Genomic DNA, 15,540 nt, shown 5'->3' on the forward strand with positions numbered 1-15,540 from the left:
CAGCCCCCTGTCGCAAGTGCGGCCCATTCGCTATCCGGGGGATCAGGACAGCGCAGCGACAGGGCCGGCCATGACCCAGACCACCACCATCCCCACCCGCCCGATCGAGGGGCAGAAGCCCGGCACATCGGGCCTGCGGAAAAAGACCCGCGTCTTCATGCAGCCCCATTACCTGGAAAACTTTGTCCAGTCGGTGTTCGACGCCATCGGCGGCGTCGCGGGCAAGACGCTGGTGCTGGGCGGGGACGGGCGGTTCTGGAACGACCGCGCGGCGCAGGTGATCCTGCGGATGGCGGCGGCGAACGGGGCCGCGCGGGTGATCGTGGGGCAAGGGGGCATCCTGTCCACGCCCGCCGCCTCGCACCTGATCCGGCTGCGGGGGGCGGACGGCGGCATCATCCTGTCGGCCAGCCACAACCCCGGCGGCCTCGATGAGGATTTCGGCTGCAAGTTCAACGGCCCGAACGGCGGCCCCGCGCCCGAAGCCGTGACCGACGCGATCTTTGCCCGCAGCATGGCGATCGACAGCTATCGCATCGCCGAGGCGCAGGACGCCGACCTGTCCGCGCCCGGAGAGACCGCGCTGGCGGGCATGGCCGTCGAGGTGGTGGACCCGGTCGCCGACTATGCCGCGCTGATGGAGCGGCTGTTCGATTTTGACGCGATCCGGGCGCTGTTCGCGGGCGGGTTCACGATGCGATTCGACGCCATGCACGCGGTGACCGGCCCCTATGCGACGGACATCCTGGAACGCCGCCTGGGCGCGGCGCCGGGCACGGTCGTCAACGCCACCCCCCTGCCCGATTTCGGCGGCGGCCACCCCGACCCGAACCCGGTCTGGGCGGCCGATCTGGTCGCGCTGATGATGGGGCCGGACGCGCCCGACTTTGCCGCCGCGTCGGACGGCGACGGCGACCGCAACATGGTGCTGGGCCGCGGCGTCTATGTCACGCCGTCGGACAGCCTTGCGGTGCTGGCCGCCAACGCGACGCTGGCCCCGGCATACGCGGGCGGGCTGCGCGGCGTCGCGCGGTCGATGCCGACCAGCCGCGCCGCCGACCGCGTGGCCGCGGCGCTGGGGATCGCGTGCCACGAAACGCCGACCGGCTGGAAGTTCTTCGGCAATTTGCTGGACGCCGGCCGCGTGACCATCTGCGGCGAGGAAAGCGCCGGCACCGGGTCCGACCACGTGCGCGAAAAGGACGGGCTGTGGGCGGTGCTGCTGTGGCTGAACATCCTGGCCGCCCGCCGCCAGCCGGTCGCCGCGATCATGGCGGAACACTGGGCGCGGTTCGGCCGGGACTATTACAGCCGCCACGATTACGAATCCGTACCGGCCGAGGGCGCGAACGCGCTGATGGACCGCCTGCGCGCGATGCTGGCGGGGCTGCCGGGGCAGTCCTTCGCGGGCCTGACGGTCGCTGCGGCGGACGATTTCACCTATCACGACCCGGTGGACGGCTCGGTGTCGGCGCGGCAGGGCATCCGGGTGATGTTCGCCGACGACAGCCGGGTGGTGTTCCGCCTGTCGGGCACGGGGACCGAGGGCGCCACCCTGCGCGTCTATCTGGAACGCCACGCCGCCCCCGGCCAACCGCACGACCTGGACCCCGCAAGCGCGCTGGCCCCGGTCATCGCCGCCGCCGAGGCGCTGGCCCGCATCGCCGAACACACCGGCCGCGACGCGCCCGACGTGACGACCTGAGCGCGGACGCCCGGCATCCGGAATGTCGATGTCTGGTCAGAGGATTGGTGGAGCCGAGGTCCACCAAACCCAAGTCTCGCGCAGTCTGTAGGCGTCTATTATCCCAAATAATATGTGGGTTTTCCTTGTGCGGAGAGTCCAGAGCCGTCTATTGTTACCCCACGAAATCTTGCCCTGCGCGTGGGGGAAGCTGTGGGGTCGAAGGTGGCAAAGCCCAAGAACGGACTGACTGCCCTGTTCGTGAAGAACGTGTCGGAGCCCGGCAAGTATGGCGACGGCAACGGCCTCTACCTGGTCGTGGGTCCCAACGGTGCGAAGCGGTGGGAGCAGCGGCTGACCATCCAGGGCAAGCGCTGCGATTGCGGCCACGGATCGGTCGGACTGGTCAACCTTGCCGATGCCCGGGAAAAGGCGCTCGCATACCGCAAGATTGCGCGGGCTGGGGGCGACCCCCGCAAGACGAAGGACGGCGATGCGGCCGTGCCCACGTTCGAGCAGGCAGCGCACACGGTTCATGAGGGGCTAGTCGCAACCTGGAGCAACGAGAAGCACGGACGCGACTTCATCAACTCCCTCCAGATGTATGCCTTCCCGAAGATCGGCTCCCTCCTCGTCTCCGAGGTCGGCTCCTCCGACATGCTGCGGGTGCTGGCGCCGATCTGGACGACCAAGAACGAGACGGCGCGCCGCGTCTATCAGCGCATCGAGACCGTCCTGCAGTGGGCAGCAGCCAAGGAATGGCGCGACGGGACGCCCGGCCATGCCACGCTGAAAGGGTTGCCGAAGGTGCGGCGACTGAAGGCCCACATGAAGTCCCTGCCCTACACGAAGGTGCCCGGCTTCATTGACGAGCTGCGCGCGTCCGATGCGCTGCCGCAGACCAAGTGGTGTCTGGAGTTCATCATCCTCACGGCGGTCCGGTCGTCGGAGGCGCGGGGCGCACGGTGGCAGGAGATCAACCTATCAGAGGCGAAGTGGACCATTCCCGCCGCGCGAATCAAGATGCGCCGCGACCACGTGGTGCCCCTCTCGCCCCGCGCCGTCCAGATCCTCGAGGAAGTGAAAGCCCTCTTCGGGTCGGATGGATACGTCTTCCCGGGTGAGCGAAAAGGGCGCCCCCTCTCAGACGTGACCCTGTCCGGCCGCGTGAAGGACATGGGGCACGACGTCACTGTTCACGGGTTCCGCACCTCGTTCCGGACGTGGTCGCAAGAGCGCACGAACTTCCCCCGCGAGATTTGCGAAGCTGCCCTTGCACACCTTGTCGGCGACGAGGTCGAGCGCGCCTATGCCCGTTCCGACGTCTTGGATAAGCGCCGGGAGCTGATGGAAGCATGGGCCGACTATCTGGCGCGAGAGCGCGGAAAGGTGGTGCGCATTGGATGACGACACGAGCAATCGCCGATCAGCCCTCGCTGATGCGCTGAGCAGGACCGAAAGGGACATGTATGTGCCGCCGGCGCTGTATCGCAGGGAAGATGTCGAGGCGCTTTCATCGCGTCTTACTGCTGATTTCTACGCACAAAAGGCTGCGCGTGACGTAATTTACGCAGCGGTTTCGAGGTGGGCCGGAGTGATGGTTGAGCCAGGGGGGCAGATCCCGATCGTCCGCGACGGTCAAGTCGTAGAGTGGCGCGGCGGGCTCCCTATCTTCGATCATGTCACTCCGATCCTGACGGCTGCCAGGTTGGCACCGGTATCGCGGCTTAAGGCCGAAAGGGCGCAGTTGAGGAAGCTGCTGGATGCGCTGCAGACGGCCCGCCAATGCATGGAAGAACTTGAGCTAGAGTTCAGTCCTGCACTCGACCGCACATGGCAATCAGGTGGGCGCGGACGGGGTGAGCCAGTCGACATTGTCCACGCGCTCGGCATCGAGCAGGCACTGGCTATTTCGCTACATGGGGCTATGCGAAACATCCGCATCCGCCTGAAAGACCTCGAAGAGGAGCTTGCACTGCAGCCATCCGGAAGGGGAAGGCCAAAGATCCGCCCAGCGCACGAGGTCGCGAGGGCTTTTGCCGAGCTCTATGCCCGAGTAACCGGAAGACGGCCGACGTGCAGCGTGAGTGACGGTATGTTCTCCGGAGACTTCGCGCCAATGCTACGGGACTTGTTCGATGCCTTCGGGTGGACATCGACTGACATTCGAGGTCCGGGCAGCGCGGCGGTTGAGGCCATCACCGATGAGTATCTTCGCAGCTGCGAGCCCCTGAAAATTATCCCGTTCGGTGGACTTCTTGGGTCGCCGCGATGATTGCGCCATCCCGTAATGTCCCGCCATGTTCAGGACAGTCTAGGTTCGCTCGCTGCCGAGCGCCGGTGGTTTTCCACAGGTTCGGTCACGCCTCGAGGAGAAAGAAATTGATCCAGCAGAGGTAAGCCGCGAATCTAGGAGACGTTGGAAAGGAAAAGGATCCGCAACCCCCAACTACCACGAAAGGGGCTGCGGACCCGGTCTGGAAGAAGTTTAGCCGCTCACTTCCGACCCCTTCCTAACACCGCCGCGGACGATGCGTCCACGGAAAAGACGAAGTCCTGCATGGCCGCCGTCTGTGCAGTCTCTCAACTTGCCCGGTTCTTGCCGGGCGGAATGGAAGGGTCAGAAATGACGAAGCACCTCCGCATGCCTGCGGTCATGGAAGTCACTGGCCTCGGCCGCTCAACCATCTATGCGCTGATGTCTCAAGGGAAGTTCCCCACCCCCGTCAAGCTCGGTTCCCGCGCCGTGGCATGGCCTGAAACGGTCGTTGCCGAGTGGCTGAACTCGCGCCCGAGCGCAGTCGCCGCATAACGAAACCGCCACCCTTGGGCGAGGGCGGCGGCGCATTCGTTGATCGGTATGGGATACCGCAGAGATAGCGCAACGCGCCCTTGCCCGCAAGAGTCGAGGCAAGGCAATGAGCTTCAAGAAGCAGTGGCCCGCACGGGCCTTCACCGTGAAAGACGACGAGTCCGACCCCCGCTTCATCGTCGTCAAGGGACGTGACCGCTGGGCCCTTGAGAGCCTGATCCAGGCTGGCAAGAAGGGTTGCACCCCGATCGATCACCCGGGGCCGCGCTGGTCGGCATACGTGTTCAAACTGCGCAAGCAGGGCATCTGCATCGAGACCCTGCACGAGAGCCATGAGGGACCGTTCCCCGGTCATCATGCCCGCTACGTGCTGCAGTCGAGCGTCACCCCCGGCCGGGAGGCGGCGGCATGAGCGGCGCCATCCGGAAGAACGCCCGCGAGGAGATCCGCATCACGCTGGACGACTTCAAAGGCCTCCAGCTGGTGAACCTGCGCGTCTGGTTCGATACCGGTAACGGCGAATACCGCCCCGGCAAGCAGGGGCTGGCCTTCCGGCTGGACCTGCTGCCCGAGGTCCTGAAGGCGCTGGGCGCGCTGGAAGGCGGTGCGGCATGATGGCCCTGCGCATCTCCATTCTCTGCCAGCGCTTCGGCATCGACCCTGACCGAGCTGCCATGCTGGCCGTGCTTGTCTGGGGAGCCGGCCATGAGTGACGCTCGCGCCCTGACCCTCGCCCTTCGCGGCAAGTGGTATCGCCGCTACGGGCTGGCCTGCTGCCCAGCGCATGGCGACCGCAGGCCCTCCCTGTCGCTGGCAGACGCCCCGGACGGACGGCTGCTGCTGAACTGCAAGACCGGCTGCCGCTTCGAGGACGTGCTGACCGCGTTGCGTGACCGGGGGCTGGTGGATCCTGGCGGCAGACCACAGCCGCCCAGTCCGGCCGAGGTGGCGCGCCGCAAGGCTGAGGATGAAGCCGAGGCCGTGAAGCGGGAACGGCAGGCACTGGCCTGCTGGCGCGAAGCCCTGCCGATCCACGGCACCATCGCGGAAGCCTACCTGCGGGGGCGCGGCATCACCTGCCCTCTGCCCGATAGCCTGCGCTTCCATCCAGAATGCTGGCACTCGAGCGCCCAGCGCCTGCCCGCAATGGTGGCGCGGGTGGATGGCCTGCCCCGGCTCGCGGTGCATCGCACCTATCTGCGGGCTGACGGCAGCGGCAAGGCGGTGGTGGATCCACCCAAGGCGATGCTGGGCGCGGCGCTGGGCGGCGCTGTGCGACTCGCAGGGGCCGAGGGGCCGCTTGTAGTGGCCGAGGGTATCGAAACCGCCCTAAGCCTCTCCAGCGGCCTCCTGCGCGGTCCTGCGACCGTATGGGCGGCTCTCTCTGCGCCCGGCCTCGCGGGGCTCCGCCTTCCCGACGCGCCACACCGCCTCACCATTGCTCCGGACAGCGACGACAAGGGCGCCGGCCATGACGCCGCGCACAAGTTGGCCGAGCGCGCCACCGCCCACGGCTGGACCGTGAGCCTCCTGCCCGCCCCTGCCGGGCGGGACTGGAATGACATCCTCATGCTGAAAGGGGCCGCCGCATGAACGCGATGCCCGAACCGATCCCGTTCAAGGCTCAGTGGCCGGATGCTGACCTCCGCCTGCTTCGCCTCGACGTTCCACTGCCGCCACCTCTGCCGCTGGCCGAGGTCCTGAGCCCGCGCGCGGCCGAATGGGTGGCGGCTACCGCAGAGGGCGCAGGCGCCCCGCCCGACTATGTCCTGGCGGCGCTGCTGTCCGTCACCGGTGCCACGATGGGGAACGCCCGATGGGTGTCGCCCTGGAAGGGCTGGGCTGAGCCGCCGAACATCTGGACGATGTGCATTGGCAACCCGAGCGCCGGCAAGAGCCCGGCCATCGACGCGGTCCTGGCTCCCCTCCGCCGCGCCGAACGCCCTCTGCGGCAGGAGGCTGAAGCCGAAATGGTCGCGTGGGAGAAGCGGGTGAAGCTCGCGAAGCTGGCGCAGGAAATCTGGGACAAGAAGGCCCGCGCGGCCCTCGACAAGGGCAACCCGCCCCCTCCGGTGCCGAAGGAGGCCGACGACGGCACGGCCCCGCATATCCCGCGCCTGATCGTGAACGACGGCACGGTCGAGCGGCTGGGCGTCATCGCGCAGGCCCAGCCCAAGGGGTTCCTGCAGATGCGGGACGAGCTGGCCGGATGGCTGCTGGCGATGGAGGCGAGGAACGGCGGTTCTGATCGGGCCTTCTGGCTTGAGGCCTATGGCGGCCGCGCCTTCACGGTCGAGCGCATGGGGCGGGCACCGCTGACCGTGAACCGGCTGACCATCGGGGCGCTGGGCGGCATTCAGCCTGACCGCCTCTCCGAACTGCTGACCAAGACGAGCGACGACGGGCTGCTGGCGCGCTTCCTGCCGATCTGGCCGGGCCGGGTGCCGGTGAAGCAGCCCGAGCGCTTCGCCTCCGACGAGGTGGCGGATGCCGCCATGGCGCGACTGACGGCCATGCAGATGCCTCTGAGCGATGATGGCGAGCCCCGGCCCTGGTTCGTCGGCTTCGATGATGCCGCTCGGGACATGATGAACGAGTGGCGGCAGACGTGCGGCGAGTGGGAGACAGGGACCGAGGGGCTGCTGCTGTCCTTCATCGGAAAGCTGCCCGGCATGGCAGCCCGCCTCGCGCTGGTGCTGGCAACCATCGGCCATGCCTTCGACGGAGAGATGGATCCTGCCCAGCGCCAGATCACCCCGGCGGAGTTCGGCCGCGCCTGCCATTTCCTCGAAAGCTACATCCTGCCGATGGCCCGCCGTGCCTACGGGGTCGCCAGCGTCCCGAAGGAGGAGCGCTCCGCCCGGCGCCTGGCAAGCCTTCTGCGCGAGATGGGATGGCAGCGCTTCACCGCCCGCGAGATCCGGCGGATGGAGCGACGCGGGCTCGCCAGCATGGGGGAAATCAACCCGGCCCTGTCCGCGCTCGAGGAAGCCGACCTTATCCGTGCCATTGCCGAGCCTGCTGGCCCGAGTGGCGGGCGACCGCAGCGGCTGTTCATCGTCAATCCCGCCGTTCACGAGGTGCAATCATGACCCGGTGGCTACAGGCAGCGTTATCGGTCCAACCGACAACTGACGGAACTGACAAAACCGACGAAACCCCCTCCGCAGTGGGGTTTCAGGGCCGAAATCCTCAGCTGGCAGAGGTTTCGTCAGTTGTGTCGGTTCTGTCAGTAGAGCGGAAAGACGCAATCGCCGCTGCAGTGGATGATCCGCGCCTGCAGGGAAGCGCGGACCGTTTCCTATCGGAGAATAACGGCGCTCCACCCGATCCGAATCCGCCAAAGCCTAGCGCCGAGAAGTCCGGCTGCATGGTGGCGACGTGGAGCGGCGTCTGGGTGAGCGCCGATGCCTGGGCAGCCATGACCGACCTGGAGCGCTATGGCCCACAGGGTCAGCTGTTCTGCGGCAAGTGCTGGCAATACCGGGACCGCGACGCGGCGCTGAGCTGCCTTGATGGGAGGCCTTGCCGATGACCATTCATCTGACCGAGCCGCTGGTTACCGTCCGGCCCGGCCCTGTCCTTCACGGTTGGCAAGACGGCCAGCAGGTGGTGGCAGTCCATCTCGGGACCCGTGCCGCGCTCATCATCGCGGCCGATCTGCTGCGGGCAACGTCCCTTTCCATGAGCGGGCAACAGGGGTCAACAACCAAAGAGGGCAGTGCATGAACGCCAGACCGTCCAAACTGGACACCGACAAGTTGCGGAAGCTGCACGCACTGATGACGCGGGGGGCGACTGAGGGCGAAAGGGCTGCCGCAAAGGCCAAGGCCGAGGGCTTGGCGAGAGCAGCCGGGCTGACGCTGGATGCCGCACTGTCCATTTTGGACGCCAGCACTCAGCCCAGCGCAGGAAACCCGTTCGCGGGGTTCGCCGACTGGATGGAGGCGCGGGAACCGGGCTGGAAGACTGAACAGGCCCGGCGCAATGCGGAACGGGAGGCGAAGCGGCTTGCCCGCTACCAGGCGCTTCTGGGCGAGTATGGAAGCGAGAAGGCTCTGTTCGCTGCTACGCGGCCAGAGCAGCTGCTGCGGAAGGCACTGGCCCCCCTTCGCGCGAAGCGCAACGGCCTCGACGGCTTCAAGGACTGGTTGGCCGGCAACCCCACTGAGGCCATGTGGCAAGCCATGCGCGGCGCGGTCCCGTTCCCCGACACGCTCGCAGGCATCTGGGACGAGTTGAGGGGGTGGGAAAAGCTAATGGACGACCGCTACTGCTTTGAACCTTACTACGAGACCCCGCCACATATTTGGGCGCGACAGGCTGCGCTGGAACACCTGATGGACAGGATGCCGGCCCCCAGCTTCGACGGGTTGCGCCTACGGCTGGATTGGGTGGCGCATCTGAATGCCCGTGAGGTCATCCGCGACAATCTCGACGATCAAGCGCTTGTTGCGGCAATGCGGGCGGATCTGGAAGCACTGGCTGCCGTCCAATCTGGACGCCACAGCCGATCCAGTGCGCGGACGCAGGTGCTGGCTCTGCTTCATGGTGTCCAGCGATTGTCCGATCGCGAAATAGCACGCCGGGTCGGGTGCAGTCCGCAAACTGTGGGCAATATTCGGAGGGCAGCAGCATGACAATGACTGCCGTAGAGCAACGCCGATTCTTCGCCCGCCTGCTGTCGAACCATGCCGAGGAATGGGCCGAGCAATGGGCCTCCGGCAGTCAGGACGGGCGCGGCGGCACCCCGGAGCCAGTCGCTCACCCAGCGGCCGTTTCGGCGCTGCGCCGCGCCTATGCCGCCATGCTGCGCCGGGGCGGCATGGATTATGTCGAGCGCATCACGATGGAGGAGGCGCGAGCCTTTCCCGGCTTCGCCGAGGCCGCACCGGAAAGCGCCTGCGCCGCCTGGCTGGCTGTCGGGCTCAAGGACGGCGACCTGCCGAGGTTCGCCATGTTCATCGCCGCGCCGGCCGCGTTCGAGGGTCTGAGCGAGGCAGCCGTGAACAAGGAAGGGCGCGCTGCAGCATTGTGGGAACTGTCCAAGCACACCAAGCCCGATTGAGGCCCGGATAGCGCTAAAACCCCTTGGGAACAGGGAGTGAACCGTATTAAAATTCAACAGGATAAGGGGCGGTATGTGGATGCGCCCGAACGCAAGGAGGCAGGCGAATGGGCCGCATCGAGATTGTCCCGCAATACCCGAATGACCCGCTGGCATTGGCGCTCGCTGAGGCGCTGGGCGACAGGGCTCAGGTTCGACCGAGCGCCCTCGCTGAGGCGCTGGCCGTGGGACAGGCCGCCCTACCCCCGGCAGCGCAGTCCTCCGGCCGCGGCGGCGTGCCCGCACCTTATGCGCTGCCCGGCGCGCTCGCGCCCAGCACGCCGCCCGGCGCACCGGCGCTGCAAACGCTGATGCTCGATCGGCTTGGCGCTCAAGGCACGAGGCCGACCGTGATGGCGCCGCTGCCGCCCGATCGCCCAGCACTGCCCCCCATGGTGCCTCAGCAGCAGACGCGCCGCTTCGAGGTGCAGACGCCAGGGGGAAAGGTCTACGAGGTCGAAGCCCCCGACGAGCAGGCTGCCTATCAAGCGGTTCAGCAGATGGAGGCACGCGAAGGGGCCGCAGCGGCAAGCCAGGGTCAGCCCGGCGGGGCGTCTGGCAGCGGCGACTACGAGCGCATCATGGTCGCGCTCCGCAACGCGCATGCCGCTGGCGATACCGCCGCCGCGACCCGGCTCGCTCAGATGGCGCGGAGTGCGCAGGCAGGGCAGTCCGGTCAGCCCGGCGCAGCGTCCGGCCCCATCGAGGTCGAGCTTCCCAACGGCAAGATTGTCGAGTTCCCGGCCGGCACCGACGACGCGACCATCAAACGGGTGATGCAGGAGAACTTCGGTCATGGCTCACGAGGCACCACGACCGCTGCCGGACAGACGCTCGAGCAACAGCGCGCACTGGCTCTGGCCAAGGCACGGCGCCGGGCAGCTGAAGCACAGGGGCCTCGGACAAGCTATCAGGGTGCAGATCCAACCAGTTCTAACAGGCAGGAACAGGGCACCTGGACGCAGCTTCGCGGCAACATGGTGGGCAACGCACGCGCTGCGGCCGATGGACTGCTGCTCGGTGGCGGTGATGAATACTTCGCCGGGCTCTACGCCGCGCTCGGGCGGGATCCGCAACAGGGCGGCTGGTTTAACTACGGCCAGCCCTTGGGCGAGCGCTACACCGACGCCTTAGGTAAGGTCCGAGCCGAGGAGGCCGCCTTCAAGGAGGCGCACCCCTACACCTCCGCCGCCGCCGAGATGACGGGCGGACTGCTGGGGCCGGCCAAGGGTGGCGCAGGCTTCATCCGCAACGGAGCCACGGGACTTGCTCGCATCGGCCGCAGCGGACTTGTGGGCGGGGCCACGGCGGCAGGCTACGGCTTCGGTGAGGGTGAGGGCGGTGTCGGCAACCGAGGCGAACGGGCGGCTCTGTCTGCCCCGATGGGCGCTGTCGGCGCCGCCGCTATCGGGGGCCTCGGAGAAGGCTTCAGCGCCGCTATCGGAGCGCTGCGAAGCCGCAGGATGCCGGCCGACACGCTCCCCACCATCGAAGGACTGAAGGCCGAGGCAGGCGCGCTCTACGAAGCCGCCCGACAGTCTGGCGCAGTCGTGCCCGAGAGCACTGTGAAAGGAATGGCGAGTAGCATCGGCACAAAGTTGAAAGCTGAGGGCTTCGACAAGATGCTGCACCCCCGTGTGAATGCAGTCCTGCAGAGGCTGTCGTCCGAGAGTGGCACCAAGAGCCTCGCGGATCTGGAAATCCTGCGCCGGGTGGCAGCCGGGGCGGCGAACAGCATCGAGCCGGATGAGCGGCGGCTGGCCTCCATGGTCTTGGACGGCATCGATGATGCTGTCGAGAGCATGGGCGGCGACGCTGCCCCGCTGAAGGCTGCGCGCGAGGTGTGGAGCCGAATGCGGCGCATGGAGACCATCGAGACCGCCATCGAGAAGGCCTCGCTGCAGGATGACTTCGCATCCGGGCTGCGGTCGCAGTTCAAGGTCCTGCTTCGCAACCCTCGCCGGCTTCGTGGCTTTGCGGAGGCAGACATCGCCGCCATGCGCGCTATTGCCAAGGGTGAGGGCGGCGCTGGGCTGCTGTCGGGTCTCGGGCGCAGACTGTCGCCCAGCAGCATCACCGGCCTTGCCCTCACCGGAGGCGCTGGCTTCGGCGGTGCAGGGTTCGGGGCAGCAGCTATTCCGGCAGCGAGCATGGGGATGAAGCGCCTCGGCGACGCCCTGACTACCGGAGCCGCTCGCAACCTGTCGCATAGGGTCGGCGTGGACTCCACCCGCCGGGCACTGATCCAGGCACTGGCAGGACCGGTTGCCCCGCTGGCTCCTGCCGTCGTCGCGCCGGGGATGCTCGCGCAAGGGCTGTTCAGCCAAGGCCATCGCTGAACGGGAGGCATCAGGACATGGCCCGTAAAAGCGGAGCAGATGCGGAGTCGCGGGACAGTGCCGGCCGGTTCACGGCTGGCAACCCCGGCAAGCCCAAGGGAACGCGCCACAAGGCCACCAGAGCGGTGCTGGCGCTCCTAGATGGGGAGGCCGAGGCTCTGACACGCAAAGCCGTAGAGGCCGCGCTGGGCGGCGACACGGCAGCCTTGCGCCTCTGTCTGGAGCGCATCGCGCCGCCCCGGAAGGATGCTCCTGTGACGTTCGATCTGCCGCGCATGGAACGGGCAGAAGATGCCGCGAAGGCCGCTGCTGCCGTGCTGGAAGCCGTAGCAGAGGGAGAGCTGACCCCAGCCGAGGGCGCTCACGTCATGTCGCTTGTCGAAACCTACCGCCGCACCTTGGAGACGACGGAAATCGAGGCCCGACTTGCCGCACTGGAGGATGCAGGGAAATGAGCGTGAAAGCCCGCATCGCCCGACTGGAGGCCGCCGCGCCCAGCGCTGTTGAGACGGCTGTCGAGGTTGTTTTCCTGACCCCGCCTGATGGCAGCCCCGAGACCGCGCTGTTCGTGGGCGGGGGCGGCATCAGCCGGGAGGAAGGGGAGGACAATGCCGCGTTCATGGCCCGTGCAGAAGCTGCAATCACCTTCAGGCGCCCAGCGCCTCCGGTGGGCAAGGCACAGGCAGCTAAAATCGGATGACGCAACCTCATCAGTAGCTTGACCCGTCTCTGCCTGTGCGGAAATCAAAGAGAACATCATGGCGGCACCCGATCCTTTCGGCATCAGCATTGAGGAACTGCCCAGCGGCGGCTGGAGCGTGCTGGCGTGCTGCTTTGACCCGTTCGACACCGGCATTCGGACGCATCGAGTAGGCCGCGCGAGCCGCATCCTGATGAACCTGCGGCGGGACGGATGGTCGTGCTGGTGGTGCAGCGAGCCAGTTCCCGAGTTTCGCCGCGGTGATGCGCGATATTGCTGCGAGGGATGCCGCAAGCGTGCTGCCCGGCAGCGACGACATGCTAAGCAAGTGCCTAGCTTTCCAACCCGATGAGCCCGTCACGGCCCGATATGTTGCGTGTCTCTCCGGATGGTTGATCTTGCGGGGCAGCCGTCTAATCCCAATACGCACCCCATCTCGTTGTGCCCTCATCGTCGGACAGCAAAAGCTTGCCCGCCAGCGGATCGCGGGTGCGGTGTTGACCCACCTTGTATGACGCTACTGTCTCTTCCATCGCGAGTGACTCGTTAGGCCGCGTCGTCGCTTCAGTCTTAAAGTAGTTCCCGTATACCCACCGCAGCCGTGATTTTCCTCTTACTAGGTCAGCTGCCTCCCATCTATTGTGGAAATGTCGGCGCAGGTCCGACTCTGGACGCCCAGAAGACTCCATGCCCATATGGATCACTCCAGGGAGGTCATCCGGAAGCTGCCCTTCCGCATCGATCAGCTTCTTTTTGAAGTGCCGTGCTCGCGCATTAAGCGCCACCGGCGAGACGCACGCCCAGTTAACTAAAGACGCATAATAAATATGATCGGCATAGGAAGGTCGATCGGGTTCGCGGCGGCACCGAGCACGCAAACTATGTGACAAGTCATGGTTGTGCCCACCGCTAACAAGCTCCATCATTCGGGTTGACCCGATAAATACGCAGTCACTCGCAAGCACACGTCGGCAAATTGGCCAGGCGACTGGCCGCATGAGAATAGCGGCATCCTCACGCTCAATCACTCGAAGCGCATGCACGGGGAGGAATTCCCGCACCTGATCTGCCAAAAAGTCTTTCGGATAGTCAGTCAATTGTCGATGATAGATCACATCCACTACTACCGAATGGCCTATCGCCTCGCTCAAGTCATGAAGACGCGCTGCAATGGCTTGGCCTGCCTGCATCTCCCGTTTCTGGTAGGCAGAGGGCATCATGCGCTTCGCTTCAACTGCCCATCTGGATCGCCCCCTTGCCACCTCCAAGTCGGGCGTTCGCGTGACGCCACGCTGCTCCGGAACGAAGCGAACGGCATAGCCCCGGCCGGACCATGCACCAGCTACCAGCAGTTCGTAGAGTGTCCCCTCAGGCTGAGTTGCATCGCCGCTCACGAACCGAGCCACGCGTTCCTCTACACCATCCACACGTGCAAGAAGGTCGTATAGCTGGCCGATGCGCTTGATATAGGGGACCGTTCGCGCAGCCTCATCAGGCGTCCAAAAGCGACGGTCGGTCGCGTAGGTTTCAGCTTGTAGAATATACCACGCAACCGCATCGCGTGGGTCGAAGAGTTTAGCGTCGAGGCCGTCCTCCACTGCTTGGCGGTGTTGTTCATAATATGCCCGGCAAGCATCGAGCCTAGAGTCGAGGCGCGCTCCCTCCGCTAAGGAGCGAAACCACTCGACTGCACGGGCTGTGTCGGGGCACACCCAATCATGCCCCGTTCGAGGAGCAATCCAGGCTACTGTGTGTTGGGGAGACTTCATAACGCGAATAGCAGTATGAGGGTATTCACCGGACTATCCTAACCCTTGATGGTAGCGTGGTTCGCAAAGCGGGTGCAGAGGCGCAAGGCTAGTGGGAAGTCCCCGCCATCAGGAGCTCTGAGGCTTATCGCTTTGCCGAATGACTTGGAGGATCCGGCCGGTATGTCGACCTCGATGCAGCTCAGCACGCGTTAGCAACTTGAGAATGTTCAACTCGCTTTGCGCTGCCTTCATCCTGTTTCGGTGCAGATGCTCTTTGAGACCGGCCAAGACCACGATAGTTGCGCAACCAATATAGACAGCTTGAGCCGGCACAAAATGATCGCCGAATGAAAGTAGCAATACGAGGCCGACCGCTCCCAGTGCGCCGCACCACCTTATGTCTCGCCTTATATCCTCTATTTCCAGCTCAAGGCCCGCGATTTCCGCGTCAGCGTCGACGGCATACATCACATCGTCCAAATCGGAAGTCATAGGGAGTTATCCTTCATGGCAACCCCTGGCCCGGTAGCTATCTGCCCATCATCAAGGAACTGAACGCCTCGGGCTTCTAGGGCCCTGATCAGCGCAGCCACCGTGTCATGCCGGCCGCTGACGGGGCCCCGCGTCGCGTCTAGCCGCTGCACGGTGGGATAGCTCACCCCTGAGGCGTCCGCGAGTTCCTGCGCAGTCATGCCCGCGAGTGCGCGCGCCGCCCGTATCTGTTCCCCGTTCATCATCCCTCACAAGAAAGTCTATCATTTTTGATAGATGATCTATTGCAAGACCTTCTATCATGTGCGATAGATAACCTATCACATAGGGAAGGGGAACGCTATGACCTACGACCGCTCCGCCATCATGAACGCCGCCTGGGCCCACGCCCGTGCCGAGATTGCGGCCTCGCGGATCAATCTGTCGGGTCGGTCGCGCCGCTTCATCTTCAAGCACGCCCTGCGCCGGGCTTGGGCCGAGGCTCGCATGGCTCGCGCCGCTGCCCTGCAGTCGCCCCGTGTCGCTGCCGTGAGCGCGCGCATCTTCGCTCTGGAAGGCCAGAACCGCTGGACGCCGGCCGACTACCGCCTGCGCGACCAGCTGACTACCGAACTCCGGGTGGCTGTCCACGCCGCCTGAATTTTCAAGGAGAGAA

General features: G+C 65.7%; 19 protein-coding genes. 16 read left to right on the plus strand and 3 right to left on the minus strand.

The window, feature by feature from the left end; translation table 11 throughout:
* Window positions 1-70 precede the first annotated feature (70 nt).
* The 15 genes from EPA64_RS03190 (at window position 71) to EPA64_RS16220 (ending at window position 12,994) form a co-directional block, all read left to right on the plus strand.
* Window positions 71-1,705, plus strand: coding sequence for an alpha-D-glucose phosphate-specific phosphoglucomutase (locus EPA64_RS03190; protein ID WP_134724815.1), 1,635 nt, complete (start codon window positions 71-73; stop codon window positions 1,703-1,705).
* Between the two features lie 204 nt (window positions 1,706-1,909).
* Window positions 1,910-3,091 (plus strand): tyrosine-type recombinase/integrase, encoded by a 1,182-nt coding sequence (locus EPA64_RS03195; RefSeq protein WP_246026586.1) that lies wholly within the window; start codon window positions 1,910-1,912, stop codon window positions 3,089-3,091.
* On the plus strand, window positions 3,084-3,959 hold the full coding sequence (locus EPA64_RS03200) for a hypothetical protein (protein ID WP_134724816.1): 876 nt from the start codon (window positions 3,084-3,086) through the stop codon (window positions 3,957-3,959). Before EPA64_RS03195 ends, EPA64_RS03200 begins: the two co-directional genes overlap by 8 nt.
* A gap of 351 nt (window positions 3,960-4,310) precedes the next feature.
* A complete protein-coding gene (locus EPA64_RS03205; protein WP_220443700.1) occupies window positions 4,311-4,496 on the plus strand; it encodes a helix-turn-helix transcriptional regulator in 186 nt (61 codons plus the stop codon).
* 106 nt (window positions 4,497-4,602) lie between these two features.
* The gene (locus EPA64_RS03210; RefSeq protein WP_134724818.1) at window positions 4,603-4,908 is read left to right on the plus strand and encodes a winged helix domain-containing protein; all 306 of its coding nucleotides are present in this window, start codon (window positions 4,603-4,605) and stop codon (window positions 4,906-4,908) included.
* The gene (locus EPA64_RS03215; protein WP_134724819.1) at window positions 4,905-5,111 is read left to right on the plus strand and encodes a transcriptional coactivator p15/PC4 family protein; all 207 of its coding nucleotides are present in this window, start codon (window positions 4,905-4,907) and stop codon (window positions 5,109-5,111) included. The genes EPA64_RS03210 and EPA64_RS03215 overlap by 4 nt, the downstream gene beginning before the upstream one ends.
* A gap of 90 nt (window positions 5,112-5,201) precedes the next feature.
* The gene (locus tag EPA64_RS03220) at window positions 5,202-6,089 is read left to right on the plus strand and encodes a DUF7146 domain-containing protein (RefSeq protein WP_134724820.1); all 888 of its coding nucleotides are present in this window, start codon (window positions 5,202-5,204) and stop codon (window positions 6,087-6,089) included.
* On the plus strand, window positions 6,086-7,588 hold the full coding sequence (locus tag EPA64_RS03225) for a YfjI family protein (protein ID WP_134724821.1): 1,503 nt from the start codon (window positions 6,086-6,088) through the stop codon (window positions 7,586-7,588). The genes EPA64_RS03220 and EPA64_RS03225 overlap by 4 nt, the downstream gene beginning before the upstream one ends.
* Window positions 7,589-8,027: 439 nt before the next feature.
* A complete protein-coding gene (locus tag EPA64_RS03230; protein ID WP_134724822.1) occupies window positions 8,028-8,225 on the plus strand; it encodes a hypothetical protein in 198 nt (65 codons plus the stop codon).
* A complete protein-coding gene (locus tag EPA64_RS03235) occupies window positions 8,222-9,136 on the plus strand; it encodes a response regulator transcription factor (protein ID WP_134724823.1) in 915 nt (304 codons plus the stop codon). The genes EPA64_RS03230 and EPA64_RS03235 overlap by 4 nt, the downstream gene beginning before the upstream one ends.
* On the plus strand, window positions 9,133-9,564 hold the full coding sequence (locus EPA64_RS03240; RefSeq protein WP_134724824.1) for a hypothetical protein: 432 nt from the start codon (window positions 9,133-9,135) through the stop codon (window positions 9,562-9,564). The genes EPA64_RS03235 and EPA64_RS03240 overlap by 4 nt, the downstream gene beginning before the upstream one ends.
* 107 nt (window positions 9,565-9,671) lie before the next feature.
* Entirely contained in the window at window positions 9,672-11,942 is a 2,271-nt protein-coding gene (locus tag EPA64_RS03245) for a hypothetical protein (RefSeq protein ID WP_134724825.1), read from the plus strand.
* Between the two features lie 17 nt (window positions 11,943-11,959).
* Window positions 11,960-12,397: a DUF5681 domain-containing protein gene (locus EPA64_RS03250; protein ID WP_134724826.1), complete on the plus strand. Its 438-nt coding sequence runs from the start codon at window positions 11,960-11,962 to the stop codon at window positions 12,395-12,397.
* The gene (locus tag EPA64_RS03255; protein ID WP_134724827.1) at window positions 12,394-12,642 is read left to right on the plus strand and encodes a hypothetical protein; all 249 of its coding nucleotides are present in this window, start codon (window positions 12,394-12,396) and stop codon (window positions 12,640-12,642) included. Before EPA64_RS03250 ends, EPA64_RS03255 begins: the two co-directional genes overlap by 4 nt.
* A 58-nt stretch (window positions 12,643-12,700) precedes the next feature.
* Window positions 12,701-12,994 (plus strand): hypothetical protein, encoded by a 294-nt coding sequence (locus EPA64_RS16220; protein WP_167626572.1) that lies wholly within the window; start codon window positions 12,701-12,703, stop codon window positions 12,992-12,994.
* 61 nt (window positions 12,995-13,055) lie between these two features.
* On the opposite strand, the gene EPA64_RS03260 is transcribed toward EPA64_RS16220, so the two are convergent.
* From EPA64_RS03260 to EPA64_RS17040, 3 genes are all read right to left on the minus strand, one after another.
* Window positions 13,056-14,240, minus strand: coding sequence for a hypothetical protein (locus tag EPA64_RS03260; RefSeq protein ID WP_134724828.1), 1,185 nt, complete (start codon window positions 14,238-14,240; stop codon window positions 13,056-13,058).
* A 279-nt stretch (window positions 14,241-14,519) separates the two neighbouring features.
* Window positions 14,520-14,885, minus strand: coding sequence for a hypothetical protein (locus tag EPA64_RS03265; protein WP_134724829.1), 366 nt, complete (start codon window positions 14,883-14,885; stop codon window positions 14,520-14,522).
* Window positions 14,882-15,130: a helix-turn-helix domain-containing protein gene (locus EPA64_RS17040; RefSeq protein WP_134724830.1), complete on the minus strand. Its 249-nt coding sequence runs from the start codon at window positions 15,128-15,130 to the stop codon at window positions 14,882-14,884. Before EPA64_RS17040 ends, EPA64_RS03265 begins: the two co-directional genes overlap by 4 nt.
* 97 nt (window positions 15,131-15,227) lie before the next feature.
* Between EPA64_RS17040 and EPA64_RS03275 the strand changes: the two genes are divergently transcribed.
* Window positions 15,228-15,524 (plus strand): hypothetical protein, encoded by a 297-nt coding sequence (locus tag EPA64_RS03275; protein WP_134724831.1) that lies wholly within the window; start codon window positions 15,228-15,230, stop codon window positions 15,522-15,524.
* The last annotated feature ends 16 nt before the right edge of the window (window positions 15,525-15,540 follow it).

It is taken from the genome of Paracoccus luteus, assembly GCF_004522155.1.
GTDB lineage: Bacteria > Pseudomonadota > Alphaproteobacteria > Rhodobacterales > Rhodobacteraceae > Paracoccus > Paracoccus luteus.

Excerpts from the sequence above, each read along its gene's own strand:
- EPA64_RS03190 (WP_134724815.1), top strand. The coding sequence starts at position 71 with ATGACCCAGACCACCACCATCCCCACCCGCCCGATCGAGGGGCAGAAG.
- EPA64_RS03205 (WP_220443700.1), top strand. The coding sequence starts at position 4,311 with ATGACGAAGCACCTCCGCATGCCTGCGGTCATGGAAGTCACTGGCCTC.
- EPA64_RS03210 (WP_134724818.1), top strand. The coding sequence starts at position 4,603 with ATGAGCTTCAAGAAGCAGTGGCCCGCACGGGCCTTCACCGTGAAAGAC.
- EPA64_RS03215 (WP_134724819.1), top strand. The coding sequence starts at position 4,905 with ATGAGCGGCGCCATCCGGAAGAACGCCCGCGAGGAGATCCGCATCACG.
- EPA64_RS03220 (WP_134724820.1), top strand. The coding sequence starts at position 5,202 with ATGAGTGACGCTCGCGCCCTGACCCTCGCCCTTCGCGGCAAGTGGTAT.
- EPA64_RS03225 (WP_134724821.1), top strand. The coding sequence starts at position 6,086 with ATGAACGCGATGCCCGAACCGATCCCGTTCAAGGCTCAGTGGCCGGAT.
- EPA64_RS03230 (WP_134724822.1), top strand. The coding sequence starts at position 8,028 with ATGACCATTCATCTGACCGAGCCGCTGGTTACCGTCCGGCCCGGCCCT.
- EPA64_RS03235 (WP_134724823.1), top strand. The coding sequence starts at position 8,222 with ATGAACGCCAGACCGTCCAAACTGGACACCGACAAGTTGCGGAAGCTG.
- EPA64_RS03240 (WP_134724824.1), top strand. The coding sequence starts at position 9,133 with ATGACAATGACTGCCGTAGAGCAACGCCGATTCTTCGCCCGCCTGCTG.
- EPA64_RS03245 (WP_134724825.1), top strand. The coding sequence starts at position 9,672 with ATGGGCCGCATCGAGATTGTCCCGCAATACCCGAATGACCCGCTGGCA.
- EPA64_RS03250 (WP_134724826.1), top strand. The coding sequence starts at position 11,960 with ATGGCCCGTAAAAGCGGAGCAGATGCGGAGTCGCGGGACAGTGCCGGC.
- EPA64_RS03255 (WP_134724827.1), top strand. The coding sequence starts at position 12,394 with ATGAGCGTGAAAGCCCGCATCGCCCGACTGGAGGCCGCCGCGCCCAGC.
- EPA64_RS16220 (WP_167626572.1), top strand. The coding sequence starts at position 12,701 with ATGGCGGCACCCGATCCTTTCGGCATCAGCATTGAGGAACTGCCCAGC.
- EPA64_RS03265 (WP_134724829.1), bottom strand. The coding sequence starts at position 14,885 with ATGACTTCCGATTTGGACGATGTGATGTATGCCGTCGACGCTGACGCG.
- EPA64_RS17040 (WP_134724830.1), bottom strand. The coding sequence starts at position 15,130 with ATGATGAACGGGGAACAGATACGGGCGGCGCGCGCACTCGCGGGCATG.
- EPA64_RS03275 (WP_134724831.1), top strand. The coding sequence starts at position 15,228 with ATGACCTACGACCGCTCCGCCATCATGAACGCCGCCTGGGCCCACGCC.